General features: G+C 39.6%; 20 protein-coding genes. 17 read left to right on the forward strand and 3 right to left on the reverse strand.

Translation table 11 applies throughout. The features are described 5' to 3' along the window. Positions 1-159: 159 nt before the first annotated feature. Both GJS40_RS01660 and GJS40_RS01665 read left to right on the forward strand, forming a co-directional pair. Positions 160-4,416: an S-layer homology domain-containing protein gene (locus tag GJS40_RS01660; protein ID WP_270895619.1), complete on the forward strand. Its 4,257-nt coding sequence runs from the start codon at positions 160-162 to the stop codon at positions 4,414-4,416. 138 nt (positions 4,417-4,554) lie between these two features. Next, positions 4,555-5,526 carry a hypothetical protein gene (locus GJS40_RS01665; protein ID WP_270895620.1) on the forward strand — a complete coding sequence of 324 codons (972 nt, stop codon included), beginning with the start codon at positions 4,555-4,557 and terminating at the stop codon, positions 5,524-5,526. Positions 5,527-5,893: 367 nt separating this feature from the next. Here GJS40_RS01665 and GJS40_RS01670 read toward each other — a convergent pair whose 3' ends face one another. Continuing rightward, positions 5,894-7,378 (reverse strand): hypothetical protein, encoded by a 1,485-nt coding sequence (locus tag GJS40_RS01670; RefSeq protein ID WP_270895622.1) that lies wholly within the window; start codon positions 7,376-7,378, stop codon positions 5,894-5,896. A gap of 340 nt (positions 7,379-7,718) precedes the next feature. Here GJS40_RS01670 and GJS40_RS01675 point away from each other — a divergent pair, with 340 nt between their 5' ends. Together GJS40_RS01675 and GJS40_RS01680 are read left to right on the forward strand one after the other, a co-directional pair. Beyond that, the gene (locus tag GJS40_RS01675; protein ID WP_270895624.1) at positions 7,719-8,222 is read left to right on the forward strand and encodes a sigma-70 family RNA polymerase sigma factor; all 504 of its coding nucleotides are present in this window, start codon (positions 7,719-7,721) and stop codon (positions 8,220-8,222) included. A 216-nt stretch (positions 8,223-8,438) separates the two neighbouring features. Then, entirely contained in the window at positions 8,439-8,588 is a 150-nt protein-coding gene (locus GJS40_RS01680; RefSeq protein WP_270895626.1) for a hypothetical protein, read from the forward strand. Between the two features lie 185 nt (positions 8,589-8,773). On the opposite strand, the gene GJS40_RS01685 is transcribed toward GJS40_RS01680, so the two are convergent. Together GJS40_RS01685 and GJS40_RS01690 are read right to left on the reverse strand one after the other, a co-directional pair. Beyond that, positions 8,774-9,451, reverse strand: coding sequence for an Rpn family recombination-promoting nuclease/putative transposase (locus tag GJS40_RS01685; protein WP_270895628.1), 678 nt, complete (start codon positions 9,449-9,451; stop codon positions 8,774-8,776). A gap of 204 nt (positions 9,452-9,655) precedes the next feature. After that, positions 9,656-10,648 (reverse strand): Rpn family recombination-promoting nuclease/putative transposase, encoded by a 993-nt coding sequence (locus tag GJS40_RS01690; protein WP_270895630.1) that lies wholly within the window; start codon positions 10,646-10,648, stop codon positions 9,656-9,658. Positions 10,649-11,454: 806 nt separating this feature from the next. On the opposite strand from GJS40_RS01690, the gene GJS40_RS01695 reads away from it, so the two are divergent. The 13 genes from GJS40_RS01695 to GJS40_RS01755 all read left to right on the forward strand — a co-directional run bounded on the left by GJS40_RS01695 (position 11,455) and on the right by GJS40_RS01755 (position 25,928). Continuing rightward, the gene (locus tag GJS40_RS01695) at positions 11,455-11,814 is read left to right on the forward strand and encodes a response regulator (RefSeq protein ID WP_270895632.1); all 360 of its coding nucleotides are present in this window, start codon (positions 11,455-11,457) and stop codon (positions 11,812-11,814) included. A 30-nt stretch (positions 11,815-11,844) separates the two neighbouring features. Then, positions 11,845-13,893 (forward strand): sensor histidine kinase, encoded by a 2,049-nt coding sequence (locus GJS40_RS01700; RefSeq protein WP_270895634.1) that lies wholly within the window; start codon positions 11,845-11,847, stop codon positions 13,891-13,893. Further along, positions 13,890-14,486: a response regulator transcription factor gene (locus tag GJS40_RS01705; protein WP_270895636.1), complete on the forward strand. Its 597-nt coding sequence runs from the start codon at positions 13,890-13,892 to the stop codon at positions 14,484-14,486. The genes GJS40_RS01700 and GJS40_RS01705 overlap by 4 nt, the downstream gene beginning before the upstream one ends. Positions 14,487-14,824: 338 nt before the next feature. Further along, complete coding sequence (locus tag GJS40_RS01710; protein WP_270895638.1) at positions 14,825-15,151, forward strand: hypothetical protein; 327 nt, start codon at positions 14,825-14,827, stop codon at positions 15,149-15,151. Between the two features lie 1,025 nt (positions 15,152-16,176). Further along, positions 16,177-16,290, forward strand: coding sequence for a putative holin-like toxin (locus tag GJS40_RS01715; RefSeq protein ID WP_270895640.1), 114 nt, complete (start codon positions 16,177-16,179; stop codon positions 16,288-16,290). A gap of 529 nt (positions 16,291-16,819) precedes the next feature. Next, entirely contained in the window at positions 16,820-17,785 is a 966-nt protein-coding gene (locus GJS40_RS01720) for a metal ABC transporter solute-binding protein, Zn/Mn family (protein WP_270895653.1), read from the forward strand. Between the two features lies 1 nt (position 17,786). Then, positions 17,787-18,548, forward strand: a complete 762-nt coding sequence (locus GJS40_RS01725) for a metal ABC transporter ATP-binding protein (RefSeq protein ID WP_270895642.1) — start codon at positions 17,787-17,789, stop codon at positions 18,546-18,548. Beyond that, positions 18,526-19,422, forward strand: a complete 897-nt coding sequence (locus GJS40_RS01730) for a metal ABC transporter permease (protein WP_270895644.1) — start codon at positions 18,526-18,528, stop codon at positions 19,420-19,422. The genes GJS40_RS01725 and GJS40_RS01730 overlap by 23 nt, the downstream gene beginning before the upstream one ends. Next, the gene (locus GJS40_RS01735; protein WP_270895645.1) at positions 19,423-20,304 is read left to right on the forward strand and encodes a metal ABC transporter permease; all 882 of its coding nucleotides are present in this window, start codon (positions 19,423-19,425) and stop codon (positions 20,302-20,304) included. Between the two features lie 651 nt (positions 20,305-20,955). After that, positions 20,956-22,929, forward strand: coding sequence for a methyl-accepting chemotaxis protein (locus tag GJS40_RS01740; protein ID WP_270895647.1), 1,974 nt, complete (start codon positions 20,956-20,958; stop codon positions 22,927-22,929). A 770-nt stretch (positions 22,930-23,699) separates the two neighbouring features. Continuing rightward, the gene (locus GJS40_RS01745; protein ID WP_270895648.1) at positions 23,700-24,887 is read left to right on the forward strand and encodes a thiolase family protein; all 1,188 of its coding nucleotides are present in this window, start codon (positions 23,700-23,702) and stop codon (positions 24,885-24,887) included. 12 nt (positions 24,888-24,899) lie between these two features. Beyond that, on the forward strand, positions 24,900-25,166 hold the full coding sequence (locus tag GJS40_RS01750; RefSeq protein ID WP_270895649.1) for an enoyl-CoA hydratase/isomerase family protein: 267 nt from the start codon (positions 24,900-24,902) through the stop codon (positions 25,164-25,166). A gap of 33 nt (positions 25,167-25,199) precedes the next feature. After that, positions 25,200-25,928 (forward strand): 3-hydroxyacyl-CoA dehydrogenase family protein, encoded by a 729-nt coding sequence (locus tag GJS40_RS01755; protein ID WP_270895651.1) that lies wholly within the window; start codon positions 25,200-25,202, stop codon positions 25,926-25,928. The last annotated feature ends 125 nt before the right edge of the window (positions 25,929-26,053 follow it).

The following is a 26,053-nucleotide window of genomic DNA, read 5'->3' on the forward strand; positions in this document are numbered from 1 at the left end:
TTGTAAAATAGGAAAATTCTAATAGACAGAGGACCTTTTGCATTCCGATGATCCGATCCCAAAATCGTTGAGGAATTGCAGGAGTCTCTGAATATTAGAAAATGGTATTCTATCAAAAATGAGATAGAATACTTGATAAAAAAGGAGGAAATATAACAGATGGCTTACCAACCAAAGTCTTATCGTAAGTTTTTAGCAACATCTGTATCTGCTGCTATGGTTGCAACCACATTTGGTGCTGTTGCTCCAGTGAACGTTCAACAAGCAGATGCTGCTGAATCTTTCAGCGACGTGCATGACACTTATTGGGCGTCTGACTCTATCCAACGCCTCGCAGATCAAGGAATCATTCATGGGTACCCAGATGGTACATACCGCCCAGGGCAAACAATTACACGCGCACAAGTTGCGGAGCTTTTCACACATGCATTTAATCTTCCGGTTGACGAAGATGCAACTTCTCCGTACAACGACTTAAATGACGAAAGCTATGCGACACCATTTGCAGTGGCTGTAACAGAAGCGGGAATTATGCAAGGACGTGAAAACGGGACAGAATTCGCGCCTGGCATGGAGCTTCAACGTCAACAAATGGCAACAATGCTCGTTCGTGCGTTTGACCTAGAGCCAGTAGAAGGGGAAAAAGCAAACGTAGTGGACCTTGAGGATGCGCACGAAAGCCACCGCGAAAACATCGAAATTCTTTCGCAATACAACATTACATCCACTACAGACGGTAAATTCCGTCCGAAAGAAACGGTCACTCGTGCACAATTTGCAGTGTTCTTGGATCGTGCACTTGAAGTGGCAAAACCAACAGACATTCTTGACGTAAGAGCACTGACTGATGACGGCCATGTGTTGGAAGTTCAGTTCACATCCCCTTACAGAGGAGAAATCAACCGTTCAGATGTTCGCATTTTTGAAACGGCAAGTGGATTCCGTAAAGGGGTAGAAAGTGTTGAACTTTCTTCTGACGGTATGACGCTCGAAGTAAGACTTTATGACAATACAAGTGAAGATGCTCCTGACGAAATTGAGCGTTTGAAAGAATACACAATCCAAATTGGAGATCTTGAATACAACTTCATCCGACCAGGCTTCTTAAGTGAAGACGACAATGCACGTATTGTAGAAACAGATCATAACGATCGTAAAATTACAATTACAAGCGATGATGGCCGTTTAGTATTAGACGTGTCCGAAGAATTGGATTTCGATTTTGCATCAGTACTAGGTCATGAAGTACGTGTATGGTATGACCGTGACGAAAACCTAGTAGATTATGAGCTTGTCGTCCGTGAGGATGCTGTACTTGATTCAATTAAAGTTGATAGAAGCGACCGCATTGAAACTATTCCTGATGGAACGAAATACGACCTTGCAGATGATGTTGTGTTCATCGTTAACTCAGGTGCAGATGATGAGATTGTAGAAACAGGAGATGCGGAAGCATTAGTTGGCAACGAATATGACGCAGCAAAAATTATTTTCGATCGCCGCGGTGACGTTGCATACGTATATGCATACGAATTTGCAGATGATCCAATTCTTGCAAAAGAATTAGACGGAGATTATCTCTTCGGTTATGACTCTAACGAATTGGATCTCGAAGACTTCCTTATCATCAAAGACGGACAACAAATCACAGCCGATGACATTGAAGAATACGACCTTGTTTTCTTTAACGAAGATGTTCTCGGTGGCGACGGCTTAGCAGTTGTTTACAACAACGTGGTCACTGGTGAAATCGAGCAAGTGTATGATGATTCGTTCGTTGTGGACGGAAACGAATACGACTACAAGCACGTATACGGTGGAGGTTCTGCTCAATACCTCAATGAAGACGGCGATTTTGAAGAACTCGATGACGATGCAGCGAAACTCCTTCAAGATGCTGGCCCTGTAACAGTGTACCTGAACCTTAAAGGAGACGTTGTTTACGTCACAGGGGAAGTAGATCAATTTGTATACAGCTCCAACTCTATCTACTTACAAGGTCCAATCTTCCCTTATGTAGATAGCAGAGGAGATGGCGCGCTTGAGATTGAAGGAGTCAATGCCGAAGGAGACGTAGAACTTTACGACCTTTTCGTGAAGTCTCTTGACCAAATTACAGTTCTTGATGGAAGAGAAAAAATCGAATATGAAGTAGATGAAGACTTCCCAGAAACAGAAAATGAAATTGATAAATTTGCACTTGCAGTTGAAACTGACGACGGATTAAGCGTAGAGACACAATCTGGGCCAATTGATAAAGAAACATTTATCGTTGCACTAGATGATGAGGGCGAGATTATTGATGAAGTCATTTCTTTAGAGAAATACATTAACCAAGCATTTGGAGATAACGAACAATTTACTCGAAACATTATCGACGTGGTAGAAGACGATGACGGCAATGTCACAGAACTTGTATTCTACGATAACTTCGAAATTCTCGAAGGAGACATTGATGAAAACAGCAACTTTGCCAATGGATACAGACTCTTAAACAGCACAGTTGTTTATGACGTTTCTAAAGCAGACTCCTTCACTGACCCTGATGAAGATGACGTGTTCGTATCTACTTGGGGAGATCTGAAAGAACAAGGTGTTGATATCTTCGAAGGTCGAGCTACTATTTACTACAACGAAGATGAAGAAGTTACTCACATCGTCACTTACACAGACACGATCCAAGGAGAAACAGATCACGTAGCACTTATTACGAAAGTGAACCGTGATGGTGGCGATATCGTACGTATCGAAGCATTTGTAAACGGTGAGCGCGAAACTTATGAAGTGAACAAAGAAAGTGCTGATTTCGTACGTGTCGGCTCTCTCGTTGAAATCACTGTAAATAAATCTGGTGACCTTGTCACTGGAATTAAAAATCTTGGAGATCGACTAGTTGTTGGTCTCGTTGAAGATGTGAGCGTAACAGACAGCACAATCACACTTGATAACGGAAATACTTACGAACTCACAGAACTTGAGGCAGTGTATGATGCAAAAGACCGTCGTGGTGAAGACTTCTCAGCGGAAAGACTTCGCTCCATTGAAGAAGGTGACGCAGTTGTTCTTGCACTTGCTGACGGAAGCAACCGTTTCGTAGAAGCTGTTGTTGAAGTAAATAAGGACGACTTAGCTGATTATGACGAAAATTACGAACTACCAGAAGACGATGATGACGACAGAGATCAAGTAGAAACAGACGGTACGGTAACTTATACTAACACTACCGATGCAGATAATGTTGCGATTGAAGTAACTGATGCAGACGGAAATTTTGTAGAATACTCAAGAGCAGACGGAGAAATTAGCGCTGCTGTAGCAAGTTTCCTTTACAATAACCATACCGTACTTGAAGGCTCTGACTTATCATTTGGATTCACTAATGATGGAAACATCAATGCAGTTAAGGCCATCGAATTTAATGCAAACCCTGTAGCTGGTGACTTAACTATTGATGCAAATACAGCATTTGATGGACTAGTAGTTGAAGGTAATGAAAACACATTAGATGGAGACTTAACTGTTCAAGCTGAAAATGTTACTGTTCGTAACCTCACTGTTACAAACTTAACAGTTCATCCTGCGGTTGAAGAAGACTTCACAGCAGAAAATGTAACAGTTAAAGGAACTACTAATGTTAGCGGTGGTGGAATTAACTCTGTTTACTTCACTAACTCTACATTAGGTCCTGTTATTGTTGATGATACAGATGGAGTGCGATTAGTTCTTGATGGCACAACTGCTACAAATCTTAACGTTGATGCAGATGCTGTAGATGCTGTTATTGAATTAACTGGTGAAGCAGAAGTAACTACCTTAACTGCTGAAGCAGCTGTATCAGTAAGCGGTGCAGCTAAAGTTGGAGAAGTTGTAGCTAATGCTGAAGGTGTTACACTTGACGAAGAACCAGGAAAAATTTCTGGAACAGCAGCTGTTGAAGTTGGTGGAGAAAAGGTGAAAAAAGCAAGTAACGCCTCTGCAACTGCTAGCACAGTACCTGGTGATAATGCAGATGTAAATCCATTGGGTTCAGTTATTGTAAACTACACCTATGGTGACGGTGTTACATCAGGAGAGGTAGATTCCTTAGAGATTTCAATCTATAATGATGATAGACTACTAGCTACTAATGTTTTACAACCTGAAAAGCTAAATACAACGGCAAAAGGATCTGAAACTATATCTTCTCCGTTTAACCTTGGCAGAAGTGAAGTTCATGATAAGTGGGCTTGGGTTCGCGGAGAATATCCACTGTTAGTTGACGGTGTGGTAAATCCATCTGATTTACCAAATAAAGTAGTTGCAACTTTTGTTAAAGATGGAGTAACTTATACAAGTGAAATAGAATTAGATACAAGTGCTTTAGAAATTCCAGAACCTTACGTAGCTCCGGAAGATAACAAAGAGGAACAGGAATAAAACAAACAATCATAAAGGGATCTGACTGACCCCACTGTTTAAAAGGTTAAAGCAGGGTGATGGGAGGAAAGCTCTGTGGAGAGAAATCTCTGCAGGGCTTTTCTTTTTTGCATTTGTTAGGTATATGAATGGAAATCATTGTTAACAATAGTTATTGTTGATGAATACAACCACTCATTCCTAAGACTAGATGCTGAATCTAGAGACGGTGATGTTGAGAGATTCTTCTTAGATGAAGATTTTGATGCTTTTGCCTTTGCTGGAGAGGAAGCTAGCCAAGAATTAATGATTGCTTGGTTTGGTAATAAAGGTGCTTCATATAGCGGCAACCTAGAAGTAGAAGTGGACGCTGCTGGAGACGTTACTTTAAACGTATTAGATGCTGACCCTGCTGATATTGAAGCAGCTGCGGTAGATGTAGTTAACGCTGCCGACGCTGATGGTATTATTGCTGCACTAGAAGAATTAGCTGAATTAGCTGATGGCTTCCTAGATGATGCAGATGAGATTGTAGCGGGTAACGCTGTAGGATATGTTGCACAAATTGATGGAAGTGCGGCTGACGCAGGAGATGTAGATACAGCTGTAGATAATGTAAATGGATATGTAACTGCAGTTAATAGTGCAGCTAACGAAGGAGACTTAGCAACAGCACTTGGTAACGTTGCTGGTTTAGAAGATTATGAGGCTGCTAACGATGCAGCTTACTGGGCAGCATACGACGCAGCAGGATATGACAACGGTGAAGAGTTTGCTTCAATTGCAGAAATTCAAGAGTTCGTAAATGAAGTAAACGAAGTTACAGTATTTGCTGCTAACAGTGGTGCAACTTCTTCAGATAATGGAGATGGAACTGCTACAATCACTGTAACTGTACAAAACAGTAATGGAGATGCTTTAACAGGTCTTGAAGAAGCAGACTTTGCAATCTATGAGACAAACACAACTACAGATTGGGCAACACCATTTGATAGCTTTACTGACAATGGAGATGGAACATATACTATTGTTGTAGATGAAGCTGATGGTAACCCATCTGAAACTGTTGATGTAGAAGTAGATGGAGTAAATGTAGAAACAGGTCTTCCTTTAGAAATTAGTGGTAACTAATCAACACAACCCAAAACTAAGATAACAAATCTTAGCTAAAAAGAACCCCCTCAGCCTTGGGAGCAATCCTAAGTGCTGGGGGGTTTTTTATTGTGGTGAAACTAAAAAGGGCTATCTGACACTGTGTTTACAATGTTAGGAAGCCCTTTTTGTTATTCAGTTACACCATGTAGCAGGCCGTAACGCTCGCCATTTATGTCCTTCGTGGAGTGAATGAGGTTAGCGTTGCTGTGGTCTAATTCTGGGATTTCATTTTCAATGATGATCATTGGGTCCTTGTCAATAGCTAATTAAATATTTGAAAATTAAAAAGGTGTTAACAAATAAATCAAAAAAGAGCCATCGCTTCATTGCGACGGCTTTTTTGTCAGACGACTAAAACGGTAATGATATTTGTATTGTCATGATAGTCTTCTGGGCGGATATACACTTTGTTGTTTTCTTCAGTATCTGTAGAAACTAGATTTAGATGCGGGAGATTTTTTTGCTCGTTTTTGCGTAGAAGTTTCTGATTGGCTGCTTTTTCTATGTCTTTGTTGATTTGTTCTAGTGTACGGTATTTGTATATAGCTGATTTCATCAAAAACTGTTTTGCAATATTTTTTTGCTCAGATGTTGTATATTGATTCCAATCTATACTTGCTCGTTGAAGGGCAAGGAGCATCATGTCTGTTGTATAAGCACATTGAACATCGGAAATGATTTGTTGAATTTCTTTTTCATATGATTCAATTTTTTTCGTAATTGCAGCGATATCTTTTGATTGCAAGAGTGTCTTTTCATTTTCAAATAAAGCCTTTACAATCATTTGTCGATGATATCGATGTGATTTTAAAAATGGGCGAATTTGAAGTAGTGTCAGTGCTTGTTTAACATCTTCAGAGGAAGTCGGTTTCTCTAAGATGTAAAATGCTAACTGTGTTCGGATGATTGATTCGATTTCCTTTGACTTTTTAATATTGAAAACATGAGGTTGGGAAGCTAAATATTGAATGAAACCTTCTTTATATTGAAAAGTTTCCCATTCTTTTAGTTTGATTTCTTCTACTAATAGGGTCTGTGTCTCTACATCCACCCGTTCAAATTGAGAGAATAGGAAAACAAGCGTTTCATGATACTGTTTTTCTGCTTTTGTAAATTGTTGTCGTAGTTCTTTTCGTTCTGTTTTTTCAAGTGGAATCGTGATTTGTATACTTGCTTCATCTAATAGTTCCTTCAATATTTTTAATTGCCGCGACAACTCTTTTAAATCGTCATGATTTTCTTCTAATTTTGGAAGCAATGTTAATGCTTTTTGTAGCGGATCATTTGGAAATAGTTGTTCCTTCAGGGAGTGAAGAAGTTTATTTATTTTTTCTTTTTTTGCTTCTATTTTCTCTTTCTCAACAGAATTGGATAATCTTTCCAATTGGTTGAAAATGAAACGAATATTACTTGAATATTTTTTTAGGCTTTGTTGATCTGTAACAGTATTTATTTTTTCTTCTGTTTGTAATTGCTCTAATTTATTCCAAGCAGTGACTTTTTTCTTTTCATTCATTAGATGTCTTAAAATGCTTTGTTGCCACCCGTAGACAGGTAACTGTTTCACCATCTCTTCGCATGCTTTTAAATCATCCATGCTTACGGAGTCTTCTAACGATGAAAACTTCGATTGTAGACTATTAATGATGCATTCCATTGAAGGTGAAGAGGATGCGTTCAAGCCGGTCAAACTGGAAGTGTTTGTTATATCATCTAGCGTTGTGGCGCGAGTGCTCCCTTTTTTTAAAGCCATTCGATGCACCGTCTTCCTCAATTCTCTTAAGTTTTTATCTATGTAAGGGTCTTTGACAATGGAAACAAACGACATTTCTCACACTCCCAATTTATAATCTTATCCTTATAATTCTAGCATAGTGAAGAAAAAATGTGAATCACTTTCACCGGATTCATCCTTTGATGAAAAAATGCATTTCTCAGCAAAAACTGTGCCATTCCTTAGGAGCTGATTCTTATTTTACGGTGGAAAAAAAGTCGAAATTTCAAATTCTGCATGCAGAACTTGAAATTCTGCTATACAAATTTGAAATTCTGCATGCCAAATTTTGATTTTCGTGAAATTCTGTCATGTGAAAAGTTCGATTTTTTTTCATAATATGAGGGTGCCTAGGACATCAACAAGGCGGCGCCGTCTTCATAAAGGAGAAAAAATGAATAAGAAATTGGGGATTCCGTTTGAGGAAGTGGCAATGGATTTCACTCCGCTCGTCATGGGGATGATGAAAAGACTCAAAATTTATAAAAATAGAGAAGAATACATCCAGATCGGATTTATCGCCTTGTGGAAAGCGTACCAAAATTATGACCCGGAAAAAGGTTCCTTCTCCTCTTTCGCATACAGCTACGTCCGTGGAGATATGCTCGCCCAACTAAAAAAAGACGCGAGCTACGACGAACGCTACCTATTAAACGACTTCGACGACGGAATGAAGCCGGTGGCAGACGAATCAAGAAGCTTACAAGAAGAATACGAAAGCATTTCCGCGTACTTAAAACACCTCACCCCACGGGAAGTGGACTGGGTCATTGAACATATCATCTATGGCAGAAGCATCACCGAAATTGCAAATAAATACAACGTCGCACCAACCACCGTCAAATCATGGCGAAAACAAGCACTGAAAAAGCTACGAGAAAGACACATGCCGAAATAGAACGAGTGAAAATAAAAAAGGCAGCCTTATCCTTCAAATAGCAAAAGGACAGGCTGTCTTTCTTGTAATCAGAGAACTAATCTCTTCAATTAAATGTAAAAATAGTATTTAAATTATGATTTAATTTCATAAACATACGTTTACCTATGTTTGGATGACAAGTAAAGTCAAAAGGAAAGAGGAGATTGACGCCATAATATAAGGGGGGTTTTACAAATGAGTATTGGAGTGATTTCACCGTATGCTGCCTTCACGGAAAGTGTGAAGAAAATCGCTGCCAAATGGGATTTCCCGCTTGAGATTAGGGAAGGAGCTTTAAACCTGGGGCTATACAACGGTGGAGTGACTACTGGCATAAGAAGATAAGCTATTCACGGAAGGAAGTCTTGCGTTACCCATCTTAATTGAACCGCCGTATACGCGAACCGTACGTACGGTGGTGTGAGAGGACGGAGGTTCATCGTCTCCTCCTACTCGATTCTTTGTCCGATCACTACAAAGTTACAGCGCGTAGCGGATTTCTTGTCGCAAAGAAAGCCTCTTTATCAAAGTTAATGCAAATATCGTTTTACGTCATCGATACTTTCGAGATTGAAAATATTCATTAAAATAACTTGCAGCGTCTCTTTATCTGCTTTTGCAATTTCATTTTTCAGCTCTTTCGGCAACGCACCAAATTTACTTGTTAATTGGATGATTGCCATATTAGATAAAGCTTTCGTCTCGCCAATATCGATTCCTTTTTCAATTCCTTTTTCAATTCCTTTTTCAATTCCTTTTTCGATTCCTTCTTTTCGCAAAATATCCGCCAATGTCATTACGACTTCACTCCCTTCGAGCTGAGTAGTTTCGATTTCGTGAATCATTTGTTCCATATCTTCTGTGGTGAAATCTCTCGCCACAGTAAAAATATAACGCATCAATGTTTCCAAGTAACCGACTGCTGTTTGCTTATTTTCCAACTCGTTTAGATAATGAATCGAACGAAAAATGGCTTCATTTTGTTTTTGTACGTCACCTGTATTTAAATCGCGAAATAACGTGAGTAAAATTTTCAATTGTGCCGTTCCTTTTATTTCTTCATCGGAATGGCGGGAAATGTCATATAACAAAAACTCAAAGTTTGGTACATATCCTTTTAGTCGCTCCGGCAGCTCATCATATCCGTTTAAAATATCCCCTAAATTAGATGGAATATTCCAGTTTTTCTTTCCATGGTAAATGACCACTGGAAGAGCCGAGGGTTAAGAAGTCTACACAAACGTTATGAATTCTTGCGTTATTCATCTTGATTGAACCGCTGTATACGCGAACCGTACGTACGGTGGTGTGAGAGGACGGAGGTTCATCACCTCCTCCTACTCGATTCCGATCACTACAAAGTTACAGCGCGTAGAGGCTTTTTTGTCGCAAAGAAAGCCTCTTCATCAAAGTTAATGCAAGTATCGTTTTACGTCATCAATACTTTCGAGATTGAAAATATTCATTAAAATAACTTGCAGCGTCTCTTTATCTGCTTTTGCAATTTCATTTTTCAACTCTTTCGGCAACGCACCAAATTTACTTGTTAATTGGATGATTGCCATATTAGATAAAGCTTTCGTCTCGCCAATATCGATTCCTTTTTCGATTCCTTCTTTTCGCAAAATATCCGCCAATGTCATCACGACTTCACTCCCTTCGAGCTGAGTAGTTTCGATTTCGTGAATCATTTGTTCCATATCTTCTGTGGTGAAATCTCTCGCCACAGTAAAAATATAACGCATCAATGTTTCCAAGTAACCGACTGCTGTTTGCTTATTTTCCAACTCGTTTAGATAATGAATCGAACGAAAAATGGCTTCATTTTGTTTTTGTACGTCACCTGTATTTAAATCGCGAAATAACGTGAGTAAAATTTTCAATTGTGCCGTTCCTTTTATTTCTTCATCGGAATGGCGGGAAATGTCATATAACAAAAACTCAAAGTTTGGTACATATCCTTTTAGTCGCTCCGGCAGCTCATCATATCCGTTTAAAATATCCCCTAAATTAGATGGAATATTCCAGTTTTTCTTTCCATGGTAAATGACCAGAGGAATAATTATTGGCAATTCATTTGTATGCTCTTTGTTTCGTTTTGCTTCCCAAATTTCGACCATATATTTTAAAAGCTGAAATGAAATTCCACGGTCTAAATAACTTTTATGTTCAAACAGCAAGTAAAGGTAGCCTTCTTTATTGCAAATATTTACTTTGAATAGTAAATCTGAGAAATTTTCTTCAAGCTCTTTGTTAATAAAACTATCCTTTTGTACCTCAAGGGTGTTTACATCTACCACTTTTAAAATGTGTTCGGGGAGGTAGTGAACGATAAAATCTTTCGCAGTTTCAACGTTACCCAACGTTTCTTTAAAAAATTTATCATGCGGATTTTGAATTTCCATTTACTGTCCCCCCCACGCATCAGACATTTACATTTATTATACAATGCTGGCTTTCGAAGTAAAAGGGATTTCCTCTCCATGCAACAGAATCAATACGTGCCTTATGTGAAAACCTGTCTCATGCGTCGTTCAATGTGACGATTATTACTTCCGATTCTCTTATTATCAGTTCCATGAAGCAAGGAACAAAAGCCATTTGCGCTACAGTTTTCAAAACCTTCGTTTATTTTTTCTTCTCTGCTTATCGGGGCATTGAGTGTGGAACAAACTTTCATCCTTCATCCGACACATTTTTGAGGAAATCATGCGCGGAACTGTCTTATCAGCAGTTTATGCGACACTTTGTGAGGGAAGGCTACTTGCATTGGTCGTATAGGACAGCATGTTGGAAAACATTAGGTCGTGCAAAATCGTTTTTCTCTTTCATGCGACGCATGGGGACGTAATTCATCTGACGAGTTGTCGCATGATCCGTTCATACGACGATTATTTCAGTTTTCTCCAACTTTATTGTTTCCATGAAATGTGAAATGCATAAAAATGGTTTGTGCAAATACTGCCCTCCCTGAAAATAAGTCCTCAAAATTTATAATGATAATTAATTAACGTTCGTTTATAGCAAAAGGGAATCCTTTTGAGTAATATTTAAGCGAAAATAACTATTAAGTCCTATGAAGAGAATCGGCATATAGTCCTTATTTTTCGGATGTCAATGGGAGTGATTCACTAATCGCTCTCTACTTAACATGATTTAAACCTTATATGTTGAGGAGGCAAAATGACGGACTACGATGGAGGTGTCTGTAATGAAAACGGTCTTGATTGCCGATGATTCTATTTTTATGCAAAAGTGGCTGACAAAAATCATTCAATCCAACGGTATGTTCCAAGTAGTTGCCACCGCGCAAAACGGTCTCGATGCCGTGAAACAATACAAATTGACTGACCCTGATATTGCTTTACTTGATATTGTGATGCCGGATGCATCTGGTGTTACCGCTTTAAAAGAAATTATAAAATACGATAAAAATGCCTATGTGATCATGTGCTCTTCATTAGGAGCGGACAGCCATGTCAAAGAAGCGATGAAACTAGGCGCAAAAGATTTCATTGTCAAACCCTATTTTCATTGTCTAGTTGAAAAAATGAAAAAAGTGAGCAGATAGTGTGTTACAATAAATACGAAAGGGTTTATCATGAATAGAAAAGTCATTTGGTATTCGTTTATTCTGATTATTTTAACAATTATAGTCGTTAAGAACGATGCTTGGAGTTACGAAGAAATTAACATCCATCAAGGCGAATTAGATCTCAGCCATACTCGCGTCACACACATAGGTCCTTTTCATTTAAATGGTGAGTGGGAATTTTACTGGAGAGAACTGCTCACTCCGGGGGATGTGTCACAAAATAAAGTGTATGTGAACGTTCCGAACTCATGGGTGAACTATGAGGAAAACTACGACCGATACGGTTTTGCGACGTATCGTCTCGTCATTCATTTCAATCAGCAGGACATCGGGCAACTTTTTTCTCTATATATTCCTAATATTGCTACCGCTTATCGTTTATGGGTGAACGATGAACTCATGGCTGCAAACGGGGTAGTCCGTCCCGTAAAAGAAGAAATGGTTCCTCAAAGTTATCCAAAAGTCTCCACGTTTCGAGTCGATGAAGAAAAATTAGAGATTGTCATTCAAGTGTCTAATTTTCATCAACGAAAGTCAGGCATTTGGGAATCCATCATTTTAGGTACGGAAGAACAAATTTTAGATCTGAGAGAAAAAAACATCGTCATGCAAGGCTTTGTTATCGGTTGTATTTTTATGATCGGTTTTTATCAGCTCGCATTATATTTCCAACTTCGGCGCCGTTTAGCTTTTCTTTTTCTAGCGATTGCTTGTTTTGGCATTGCCATAAGGACGTCCCTTTTAAGAGACGTTTTAATCTTAAAACTTTTTCCATCTTTAAGTTGGGAGTTTGCCGTTCATATTGAGTATTTATCTGCTTTAATCGCGTTACTCTGTTTTTTAATATACGTGAAACTGGAGTTGTTTTTACCGATCCCTAATCGACTGCTGAATACATTTGTCATCCTTCTCTTGTTGTTTAGTATGCTCGTTTTGACAACGCCACCGTCTATTTTTACAAATGCATTTTTTATTTTACAAGGGATTGTATTTGTTACGATGTTGACAATTGTCGTTGCTTCTTTGATGAATATAAAGCGTAAAGCAAAGGAAAGTTATCTTCATTTCATCGCGATGATTGTTTTATTCATTGCCATTTTAAACGATTTATTATTTTATAGCCAAAAGGTTTTTACGAACGAATTTGTTTCTTTTGGACTGTTATTTTACTTATTTACTCAGACGATTTATTTGGCAGGGCAGTTTTCCAAGTCATTTCATAAAGCGGAAAATTTGTCAAAAGATTTACAAAAATTAAACGAATCCCTCGAGAAAAAAGTTGCGGAACGTACAGAAGAATTAGAGCAAACAAACAAAAAATTATTAAAATTAGAACATTCCCGGAAGCGTTTGTTTGCGAATGTTTCGCATGAATTGAAAACACCACTAACCTTTATCCAAGGTTATATTAAAGCGATGATTGATGGGGTCATCCCGAGAAACGATGCATCGTATTTACGGTCCATTTATAGGGACACGCAAATCATGGAACAAGTGATCATTGACCTTCAAGAACTTTCAAAATTTGACTCAGGTCAAGTTGATTTTCAGTTTCGTATCATGGAAATGAGGACATTTTTCAAACAGTTGTACGAAGAGCAAAAGTTATGGGTGAAAGAAAAAGGAATTCAATTACATTATAAAGAACCATCCGAATCATTTCATATTGAGTGTCGTATTGATCCTGTTCGCATGAAACAAGCCTTTATGAATTTATTAGTAAATGCCAAGAAACATACCCCGGCTGGAGGAGACATTTTTATCGAGCTTAAAAACAACGAAAAAAACATTCAAATCAACATACGTGACACAGGGCGTGGTATTGCTGAATCGGATATACCATTTATTTTCGATCGTTTTTATAAAGCAGCGAATGGGACGCCAACCCACAATACGAAGAGAGGAGCCGGACTTGGTCTTTCCATTGCTAAAGAGATCATTGAGTATCACGGTGGAGAAATCGGTGTACAAAGTAAAGAAGGCAAGGGTAGTATGTTTTATTTCCAGTTACCTATTTATCAGATCAAACAGTCCGGAAAGGAAGAGGTTGAATGAACAGAGGAAAGGTACTGGTCGTCGATGATGAATATAAAATCGTTTCGCTAGTCAAAATGTACTTGGAAAAAAACGACTATGAAGTGATGAGCGCTGACACCGGTAAAAAGGCATTACGCATTGTGGGCGAACAAGTGCCTGACTTAATTGTGCTAGACATCCTTTTACCTGACGTCAATGGATTAGATCTTTGCAATAAAATACGTTTGAATAATGAAATCCCGATCATTTACTTAAGCTGTTTGCATGAGTCTGAAACGATTATTAAAGGGCTGGACAACGGCGGGGATGATTATTTAACAAAACCATTTGACCCGAACGTATTAGTCGCAAAAGTGAACGCTTTATTGAGAAGAGCATCCGGAATATATGGCACGAAGATAGAACAGATCTTTCACATTGAACCGTTAACGAAACAAGAGAAGGAAATCTTACAATGGATAGAAAAAGGTTACACGAACAAAGAAATCGCCGAAAAACTAAAACTGAAAGAAGGGACGATTAAAGTTTATAATCATACTATCTTTCAAAAACTTCAAGTGAAAAACCGCACGCAAGCAATCGTCCGGGCAAAAGAAGCCAAATTGTTGTAAATGACCTCCTCGAATTTTGCTGAATGGAAGACAAATGGAAAAGGCGAAGAAAGGCGCTGTTTTCAAACTGTGCTCCAATTCATTTTAGGACGAGCGGATTTTCTCGGCACAGCCGTTTTTCTCTTTCATGCGACGAATGGATGCGTGATTCACATAACGAGTCGTCGCATGACCCGTTTATGCGCTCAATTTCGTCGTATGAATGTGTCATACAACCATCCGCACGATGTTTTTCCTCTTTATTGTTCACATGAGATCGTAGTAGCAAAATGACAATGATTGAGTCCCACACATTCAACACGTAACAAGTTTTTCGGAGAAGGGGAGGGGGACTTGGTGTGTCGATTTTTTCTGTAATCGCATTTTCTGCCTTGATTGTAGCAGTTATTTCAATATTTTTTGCTATCAAAGGTAAGCATCAACTTTACTGGATTTCCGCCATTGGAATTTATATATTTAGTTTTCTAGCAGGTTTCTCGATAGGACAAATGACCGTTGGTTTAACTTTTATACCTTTAGCTTTAGCAATTGGCTACACTTTTGGTTGGATAAAAAACAAAAAACAGAGCATTATCTTTCTCGTCATAGGTATTTTCATTGGCCTTCTCATGATAATGTATGTAGGAAACTGGTTGTTCTATCCGTTATTTCCCTTATTCAACTGACGGATGCTTTCGGGGAAGAACGAAAAACAGCTACGGAAGAGAAATATATAAGAATTAATACCAATTAATGAGAGGAACCGTCCTATTTTGTCTTACGCACTTTTATTTAGAGGAAAACCAAAGTACGGTTAAATGAAAAAAACTTGCGATGGCAAGTCTTCCTTTTTTCATATGATGTGGATTTCTTCTTTGGGCTAGAAATCCTTTGTAATTTATAGTATAATCATAAATATAGAACATATGTTTGTTTTCGAAAAAACTTTGAAAAAGCTTTTACATCTTCTTCGAGAGATAACTTCCCTACTATTTCCGTTTGCGAGTCTGTTTCAAACGTATATCCTCGACTCACTAGTTCTTTTCTCCATTTTTCTCGTTCAAGATGGTGCCGTTACAGATAACCCGGTACCTGGAATTGGCAAATGACATTGGTTGGGATGTGAAAGCGATTGATATGACCTCATCATAGTAAACATGTTTTGCATCGGGGCCGCGGTGTTTGATGATTGCACTCCGTTGCTTGAGATCATCCATAGGAAATGCTTCAGATGTTTCGCGATGCCTCATGACGCACACAAACCCACACATGTCATTTCAACTCCTTATTTTCATCGTTTATAACGGTTTCTATATTGTTTGAAACGATTCTTACCGTCACTCTATATACCTTGCCCGTAAGTATAAAGTTTCCGAATGAAAAAAATCTTACAATCTATTTACTCTTGTGCTCTTCACCGGCAATTTTTGGATTGTTCAGAGAGAGGTAGAAAGGGTTTGGGGCAATTCATGCGACATGCAATAGAAAATATTTATTCACAACGATTCTTTTTTCTAAACAAACGTTTGATTAAATGGTGGAAGGCATGATTAGCGCGGGAAGCAACGAATGTTACTTTTTTAGGGGATGGAAGTTGTCCTTTGTAGGTCTAAAAGAAGATAGATACAAGAACATATGTTTGATATAATGGCGATAGCAACTATATAAGCGGGTGGGCGGTTACCACTCCCTGTAGAAAGGGGGTGAGGCCATGGTGACATATGAAACAATGACGATGCTCTTTCAATTTGGGATATTTCTTACCTCTGTGTTCACAGTGATCGTCGCAATCGTCGCTCTTGTTGCCAATAGAAAAAAGAAGTAACCGCCCCACTCCTGCCAAGATAAGGGTAGTTACTTCTTTGTGCGCACTTTTATCATTGGTTGGCCGCTTATCCTGCGGCATGTAGTTGCTACTTGGCCAAGTGTGTATGCACTTGGTCTTTTTTAATCATATGTTCGTTCTTTCTCTATTATACACGGAATAGCGCGTTTTTTGCAATGGTGTCCACACAACGTATGCTTCATGGAATATTTCATCCATATGCCATAGTCATCCTTTCCCGGTGATTTTCGCGTGAAAGTGTCTACTTTTGTTCCACATTGTGGAAACTTGTTCTTTTCCTTTCACATGCGGTAGCGCGTTTCTTCTTTTTTGTGACAAAATTCCCTACTTCATTCATTTCATCGCACATTTCCAACAAAAAAACATAACATTTATCACGAAATGTTTCTCTAAGGAAAAATATTAAGTATTAGGAAAAAACACTTGACATGTACAAACTTATCAGATTATAGTAATTGTAACAAATAAAAAGTTTACCTAATGCAACTTTTAAAGGGGTGTCCAATTGATGTGGGAAACAATGAAAAAACTTGCTGGACTTTTATTATGCAGCGTCGTCGTTTTCCTAGCGGCTTGCGGGCAAGGAGAAACGTCAAGTGATGCTGCCAGCGACAATGAAACAAGTGATTCTTCGGAAAAAATTTATGTACTTACGACGATTGCGCAAATTGCTGAGCCGTTAAGTGTCATTGGAGGAGAGCGGCTAGAAGTCGATAGTTTAATGGGGCCTTCGGTAGACCCTCACGTATACCAAGCAACACAAAGTGATATTGCAAAGATAGAAAATGCAGAGCTTATTTTTTATAATGGTTTAAATTTAGAAGCCAATATGGTAGACATTTTCAATCATTTAGCTGATACAAAACCAGTGGTGGCGATTGGAGAGGAGATATCGGAGGAGTCTTTGTTACAAGATGAAAATAAAGCGGTGGACCCACATATTTGGTTTGATATTGATCTTTGGAAAGAAGCGTTAGACCGAGCCGTGGAAGAGTTGAAAAATTATTCTCCGGACGATGCAGACATGTTTGAAGAAAATAAACAAGCATATTTTTCTGATTTAGAGGCGTTGAAAGAAGAAGCGACAAAATTGCAACATATTCCGGAAAACCACAAATATTTAGTTACTGCCCATGACGCGTTCCAATATTTTGGTCATATGCATAATTTAGAAGTAATTGGGTTACAAGGTATTAGCACGGATGATGAAATTGGTGTTTCCGATATTAATGAAACGATTGACATCATTAAAAAATACGAAGTACCGGCAATCTTTGTCGAAAGCAGCGTCAATCCGAATTCCATCAATGCCGTATTGGAAGGGGCTCAAAGTGAAGGCATCGATGTCACGCTAGGTGGAGAGCTGTTCTCTGACGCAATGGGTGAACCCGGTACGGAAGAAGGGACGTATATTGGTATGTATCGCCATAACGTCGATACGATTTATGAAGCGCTAATGGGAGGTACAGAGTAATATGAGAGATATTGTGTTGCAAGTGAATCATCTAGCAGCCGCTTACCGGAAAAACACGGTTCTTCATGACGTCAATTTTACGGTTCGTGCTGGATCACTCACTGGCATTGTTGGTCCAAATGGTGCAGGAAAGTCCACCTTGATAAAAACGTTGCTGCAGCTACATCCCGCTTTATCAGGGGAAATACGTTTTTATCAGACGACATATCAAAAAGCCAAGGATAAAATCGGCTACGTTCCCCAGCGCGGTTCAGTAGATTGGGATTTTCCGACGACCGCCTTGGATGTGGTAACGATGGGACTGTACCGAAAAATCGGTTGGTTGAAATGGCCACGTGCGAAACATAAAGCAAAAGCTTATGAAGCGTTAGAGAAGATGGGAATGGCGGATTATGCGAACCGGCAAATTAGCCAACTTTCCGGTGGACAGCAACAGCGGGTTTTTCTTGCGCGTGCGCTCGTGCAAGATGCGGATATGTATTTTATGGATGAACCGCTAGTAGGGGTTGACGCTGCCACTGAACGCGCTATCATGGCAATTTTAAAAGAACTGAAAAAGGCAGGAAAAACGGTGCTTGTGGTGCACCATGATTTACAAACGGTGAGCGAATATTTCGATCATGTCATGTTGTTAAACCGAACAGTTATCAATTACGGTAAAACAGAAGTCGTTTTTACGAAAGAAAATATCGCCAAAACATATGGAGGGAACATGCGCTGGATGGGAGAGGAAGAACAAAATGTGGTCCATTCTGTTAAGTAGCAACACACAATGGGTGTTACTCAGCACCATGATTCTTGGGATAGCCGCCGGAATGGTTGGTTGTATCGCGTATTTTAAACGACAAAACTTGATGAGTGATGCCCTCTCCCACGCTGCTTTACCTGGTGTCGTCATTGCCTTTATCCTTTTTGCCGAAAAACAATTATATGTGTTAATCATTGGTGCGGCAGTAAGTGCTCTTTGTGGGGCGTTATTTATTCAAGCGGTTTCGACATCCACCCGGATTTCGGAAGATGCTTCGATGGGAATGGTGTTAGCGGTCTTTTATGGCCTTGGAATAATGTTGTTGACGATTGCGAATCGTATGGTAAGCGGCAATCAGAGCGGGCTGGTTTCATTTATTTACGGGCAGGCAGCGGCAATGGTGCGATCGGATATGTATACGATGATTTTGTTGGCGCTCGCGGTCGTTTTTATTCTCTTTCTCCTTTTGAAAGAATGGAAAGTGTACTTGTTCGACGGAGGATTTGCAAAAGGAATCGGTTTGTCCGTGCGCGGTATGGATCTGTTATATATTGGGATTCTAGTTACTACCATTGTTATCGGGATTCAAGCAGTCGGAGTGATTTTAATGGCTGCTTTAATGATCACACCTGCCGTCAGTGCCCGCTATTGGACGAAAACATTCGCGATGATGCTATTGTTGTCTGCCCTTTTTGGCGGGATTTCCGGCGCTGTCGGAACGCTGATTACCGCCCTTTGGAGTGGGCTTCCAACCGGTCCTTTTATCGTTGTTGTGGCATCGAGCCTATTTATCTTTTCTCTTTTGTTTGGAAAAGAAAAGGGCATCGTGCTTCGTTTTATCGAACAGTCTAGACAACGAAAGACGATAGAAGCAAGAGAGGTGGGGTAAATGAGCTATGCCGGATGGATTATCTTCACCGCTTCTTTAGTGGGCTTCTCTTGCGGTTTAATTGGTGTATTTTTGATTTTGCGAAAAACGGCGATGATGGCAGATGCCATTAGTCATACGGTGTTACTTGGAATTGTCGTCGCCTTTTTAATCACAGGAGAATTAAGTGGCGTGTATATGGTGATTGGCGGGATTGTCGCCGGGATTGTGACGACATATCTCGTGCAGCTGTTACGTTCCCTCGACGTGCAACATGATGCGTCAATGGGAATTGTGTTTACGACGCTCTTTGCGATTGGAGTCATTTTAATTGCAACGAAAGCGGGGAATGCCCACTTAGATGTACAGCACGCTTTAATGGGAGAAATTACGTTTATTCCATTTCATACGACAACCCTTCCGTTCATTGGAGATGTGCCGGTAGCCGTCGTATTGCTTGCGGTTATTTCTGTTGTTGTGTTGCTGTTGATTGTGGTGTTTTATAAAGAATGGAAACTGACTTCCTTTGACCCGGCGCTTGCAGCAAGTCTCGGAATTCCAGTGACGCTCATGCATTATTTATTTATGAGTCTCGTTTCTGTCACCACCGTTGCTTCTTTTGATGCTGTTGGAGCCATCATGGTTGTGGCGATGCTCATTACACCTGCTGCCGCTGCCTATTTATGGACGGACAGACTGGCTGTTATGCTCGTATTAAGCAGTTCTTTCGGAATTTTTTCTGCAGTGATTGGTTATTATATCGCTCAATGGCTTGATACATCGATTTCTGGCTCCATGGCGTTTGCGACCGGGATCGTTTTTATCATTAGCTTTCTCTTTGCACCAACACACGGTATTGTACAAAAATATCTATTCGTGAAGCGTGAAACGACGACTTCATAAATGGAAAAGTGGCTGGGACAAAACTTCAGTCATCGCCAAAATCTTGGTGAGTCTCTCTTTTTGTGGACATAGAACATTTAAACTGAAAATGATGAAAAAAGTGTCGTATGAACTGGTAATGCGACACTTTTTTCGTGCAATCTGAATAGGGGAGGTTGTAAGAGGGTTAGAATTGGAGATAAATAGGTGATTCGGAGCGTTTTTCTGCTTCATGCGACGCTTCATTTTGAAAGGGTTGTATGAAAGCTAAATTGGAAGAAATTAAGATAAAAACAGGTCGCAACACGGTTCATACGACCTTTTATTGCGAGAACGATGCAATGAATGGTCGTATAAAAGATTCATACGACGAAATATCATACAAAATTCCTATTGAATGGTCTCATGAGCTGATGTGCGCGGATAGTAAGCAGGACGGCTGAATGTAGCGCAAGCACCCAATCGAAGCTTCCTTGGAAAGAGATTCTCTATTTGTAAGCGCTTGGAACCATTCTTTTTGGCTAGTTATGTCTCAGTCTCTTTCTGTGAAAAAACAGTTACAAAAGGATTCAAATCATTCAAAAGAAATGCTCTTTTTTTCTTATTAGGGAAGTAGTATAATGGATAAGAATATACAAAGTTTGGAAATGGCGTGATATGGGGGGAGTAGCCATGAATAGTGTAGGGGGGAAATTAACCTTATCTCTTATTCTATTATTATTGGTTGTTTGCGGAGGTGTTGGGGGATTATCTTACTATAACAGCACGCAATCATTACAAACACAAGTAGAATTAGGAATCAGTGAAAAAGCGAAAGATAATGCGAATTACATAGAAGAGCGTTTCCAACGAAGTTTGTCAGAACTTGAAGCCGTCGCAAGCCATGAGGATATTCAAAGCATGGATTGGGAATTACAGAGAGAGCGCTTAGAGAATGAATTAGAAAGGCTCGATTATCTTACGCTTGCGATTGTGACACCAGACGGAATAGCGCACTACTTAGATGGCAGCACGTTAGATTTAGGGGACCGAGAGTACGTGCAAAGGGCATTTGACGGGGAGTCTACGATGTCCGAAGTTATTATAAGCAGGGCAACGAATGAGCCGGTGATGATGTTTTCCACCCCAATTAAACAAAACAATGAGATTGTGGGAGTACTCATTGCCCGAATTGATGGTTATTATTTAAGCAGCATTACCGATACGATCACCTTTGGAGATACCGGGTTTGCATTTCTCATCAATGAAGAAGGAACTTTTTTAGCCCATGAAGACCGTGAATTTGTTTTAAATCAAACGAATTATCTCGAGGAAGCAGGAGATGCCACATTAAAAGAAGCGATCCAAACGATGGTGAATAATGATTCGGGTATAGTTGAAATGAAGCATCACGGAGAGGAAGCCATTGTTTCTTTTCATTCGTTAAACAACGATTGGAAAATTGCTATCGGTGCGTTAGAAAGTGAAATGTTGGCAGGAATGAAACGACTGCAGCAAGTGTTAATATATTGTACGATTATTTTTATTACCATCGGTTTAGGGATGGGATTGTTCATTGCAAGACGAATTAGCAACCCGATTAAAGCGGCAGTGCGGAGAGCAAAGCTCCTTTCAGAAGGGGACTTTACTCAAAACATGTCCGAACGATACTTAAAGCGAAATGATGAAATGGGAGAACTAGCGAAAACGTTTCAACTAATGACTGAAAATATGAAAGCGATGATTATGAAAGTAGATGAAGGAGCAAATAAAGTCAATGTGGCTGCCGATGAGATGAACCAACAAGCAAACAGAACGACAGAAATGGCAAAAGAAATTTCTAGTTCGGTAGATGCGTTGGCAGAAGGGGCACAAGACCAAGTGGAAAAAGCGTCACAAAGTACATCCGCAACGGAAGAAATGGCGATTGGTATTCAAAAAGTAGCGGAGGTTGCGACGAACATTTCTGAAAATGCTAGCCTCGTAAGTGAACGAGCATTAGACGGCAACAAAACGGTACGTGCCACTGTCCATCAAATGGAAGAAATTCAAGAAGGCTCTGAACAAACGATGCAAGCGATTCATGTATTAGAGAAAGATTCCAACGAAATTGGGGAAATTACGCAAATGATTACCGATATTTCTGATCAGACGAATTTACTTGCTTTAAATGCCTCCATTGAAGCTTCGCGTGCAGGAGAAGCAGGGAAAGGATTTGCAGTGGTAGCGGAAGAAATCCGGAAATTATCGGAACAGACAGCAACCTCTGCAGCAAAAATCAATTCTCTTATTACAAACATACAAGAGAACACGAACAATGTGGTTGGTGCCATGAATGAAAGTAAACAAGAAATCGATCAAGGGATTGTCATGATTAATGAAGTCGGGAAAGGATTTGAAGAGATGGTGACTTCTATTCAACAAATCACCACCCAAATTGATGACATGTCCGCCGCTTCCGAAGAAATGTCCGCGGGAACAGAAGAAGTTTCTTCCTCCGTGGAACAGATGTCAAACACTGCAAAAGAGGCAGAAACGAGCATTCAAGAAATCGATCGAGCAACCGATAATCAATTTGAAACGATTCAAAAAATCAGTGAATCTTCCAAAACATTGAAAGAAATGGCTGATGCTTTAAAGACATCCATCGAACAGTTTAAAATTTAGTAGTGGTCATTCTAATGGAATCATGCATGTTCAGAATGTCAACAAACTGCATAAAATGGTCAAAACCCGCAACAATTGCTTGCGGGTTTTTATTTTATGTTTGTCATCCCTAGATGTACAAAGGATTAGATTGAAGAAATATATTCACCGATTGACAATTATGTGAATATTCCTTACAATACTTCTAAAATGAACAAAAATTCATTTATTTTGTTAATACTCTTAAAAAATTGGATAAAATGCGGATGAAATATCAGATAAATTTATGGTAATGAGGTCTTATTCATTGAGGGAAAGAAAATATAATGAGGTGTGCTTATTTTTAGGAGAAATGTGTTTGCTATTCGTTTTATCTTTATTTTATATGGATGAGGTTTCTCATATCATCATTAGATCACGATGTACCATTTCATTGGTTAAAAGTGTATAATCATTCAATTTCGTTGTTTATAAATCATTTAAATCGAAAAATATTATGAATAAACCACGTTTTATTAAGAAGAAATGAAAAATAATTCATTTTATCTACTTGAAAATGGAATCGATGGATCACCTACTACGTATTCAGACATGAACGGATGAGGTTTTTGACCTTGCAACGTTTATCGAGATATGGAAAAAAGGCGAGTCGACGGATGCGCGATTCGCTCAATTGGACGAAGGCGTAGCTCAATTGGACGAAGGCGTAAGAACGTGTATTCGTCGTGCCATTCTTACGAAAAATGGAGAGTTGATCATTTGAACTTATAAGAGAACAGGAGAGATACACCATGAGCAAAAGTGTAGTTATCGTCGACGGTATTCGCACACCGATTGGGAATTTTTGTGGCGGGTTGAGTACAGTATCGGCAAAAGATTTAGCGAAAATTACGATGAAACATATCGTTGATAAAAATCAATTAGATAAAGAAGCGATAGACGAAATTATCGTCGGAAACGTTGCCCAATCAACCGACGCTCCGAACTTAGGTCGCGTAGCTGCGTTAGAGTTAGGTTTTCCTCACACAGTTTCCGCTTACGTCGTCAATCGAAATTGTGCCTCTGGAATGCAAGCGGTCGTCAACGGTGTTCAATCAATTTTAACAGGAGACACGTCGATTCACTTAGCTGTCGGTGCGGAAAATATGAGTCAAATGCCTTACATTGTTCGCGGAGCAAGACAAGGATTCAAAGCGAACCACCGACAGTTTATTGATAGTATGACAGAAATGTTAGAAGACCCGGTCGTAAAAATGATGATGGGAGAAACGGCAGAAGTGGTTGCGGAAGAAGAGAATGTGAGCCGCGAAGAACAAGATGAATTTGCTTACCATAGCCATCAAAAAGCAGTAGCTGCCCAAAAAGAAAACCGTTTCCAAAATGAAATTGTTCCCGTTCCAATCTATCGGAAAGGAAAAAAGATCGGTGAAATTTCTCAAGATGAAGGTCCAAAAGAAGACATTTCTCTTGAAAAACTTGCCGCTCTTCGAACAGTGTTTAAAGAAAATGGCACGGTAACTCCAGGGAATGCGTGCAGCACAAATGACGGAGCAGCGGCGGTCTTACTCATGGATGAAGAAAAAGCATTGGAATTAGGATATCAACCGAAAGCGAGAATCGTCTCTTATGCATTCGTCGGGCTCGATCCAAAAAGAATGGGGCTCGGCCCGGTGTATGCCGTTCGCAAAGCGTTGAAAAAAGCAAACATGGATATTCAAGACATCGATCTTGTAGAGTTGAACGAAGCTTTTGCTGCACAAGCGATTCCTTCCATTCGAAAGTTGGAATTAGATGTGGACAGAGTGAACATTTTCGGTGGTGGCATTGCGCTTGGACATCCGGTAGGAGCAACCGGAGTTCGCTTGCTTGTCACATTAATGAACGCCCTTGAAACGAGACAAAAGAAATATGGTGTCGCTACCCTTTGTGTAGGTGGAGGGCTTGGTGGAGCTGTCATTATCGAAAATTTGCATGTGTAGGGAGTGGGAGAAATGAGTGATGTTCAAATAGAAAAAGATGAACACGTTGCAATCTTAATGATGGATCGTCCTCCGGTAAATACGTTAAGTAAACAGATGATTCGCAACTTGCATGATGCTTTATCCGACGTGGAAGAAGACGCGGAAGTAAAAGTCATCGTGTTAAGAGGTAGTAACAATCATTTCGTCGGAGGAGCCGAACTAAATGAATTTACTGAGATTCATAGTAAAGAAGAGGCGTCTGAATGTTCTTCCATCGGTCATCATTTAAATAAATAAACATGTGCTGCTGTAAAAAAGGAGTGGATCACCATGACAAAAAAACACATAGGTGTCATTGGTACTGGAATGATGGGAACGGATATCGCACATTTGTTTCTCTTATCAGGGTATCCAGTTTCCATTTACGACATAGATGAGGAAAAAGTAAAGCGCGCGCAGGAAAAAATAACATCCAAGTCGAAAGAAATAAAAGAAGAATTATTACAAGTGACGACGAAAATAGACGATTTGTCGCCTTGTCAATTCATCGTGGAAGCAGTTCCTGAAAATTTGGAACTGAAACAACAAGTGTTTCAAGAGCTGGAACAAGTGGTCTCTCCGTCAGCGATTTTAGCTTCAAACACTTCGGGAATTTCCATTGCAAAAATCGCTGCTGTATGTGAACATCCAGAAAGAGTCATCGGCACGCATTTCTTTAATCCAGCAACGAAAATGCCGTTAGTAGAAGTAATTAGCGGAGAACATACCGTTTCAGCCACTTTAGAAGAGACGCTATACATAATAGAAGATATTGGCAAAACCCCAGTCCATACAAAAGATGTTCCGGGTTTTATTGTAAATCGAATTGTCACTCCGATGTTAAACGAAGCGATGCATCTGTTGGAAAACGAAGTATCCACGACGGAAGAAATAGACAAAGCGATCAAATTGGCGATGGGACACCCTATGGGACCGTTACAATTAGCAGAATTTATCGGTTTAGATACCATCTACCATTTCATGGAACAAATATACGAAGAAACAAAATTAGCCCAATGAGCTAATTGCGATGTTTGAATTTTCAAGTCCCTCAAGGGGCTTGGGAGATGGTTGAAAAATTTTTACCCCAAAAAGAAGTCAAAAAAAGTGGAATAGAAGGAAAGGGCAAGAAAGGTGCCAATGAT

The organism is Aliibacillus thermotolerans, from assembly GCF_027853235.1.
GTDB lineage: Bacteria > Bacillota > Bacilli > Bacillales > Marinococcaceae > Aliibacillus > Aliibacillus thermotolerans.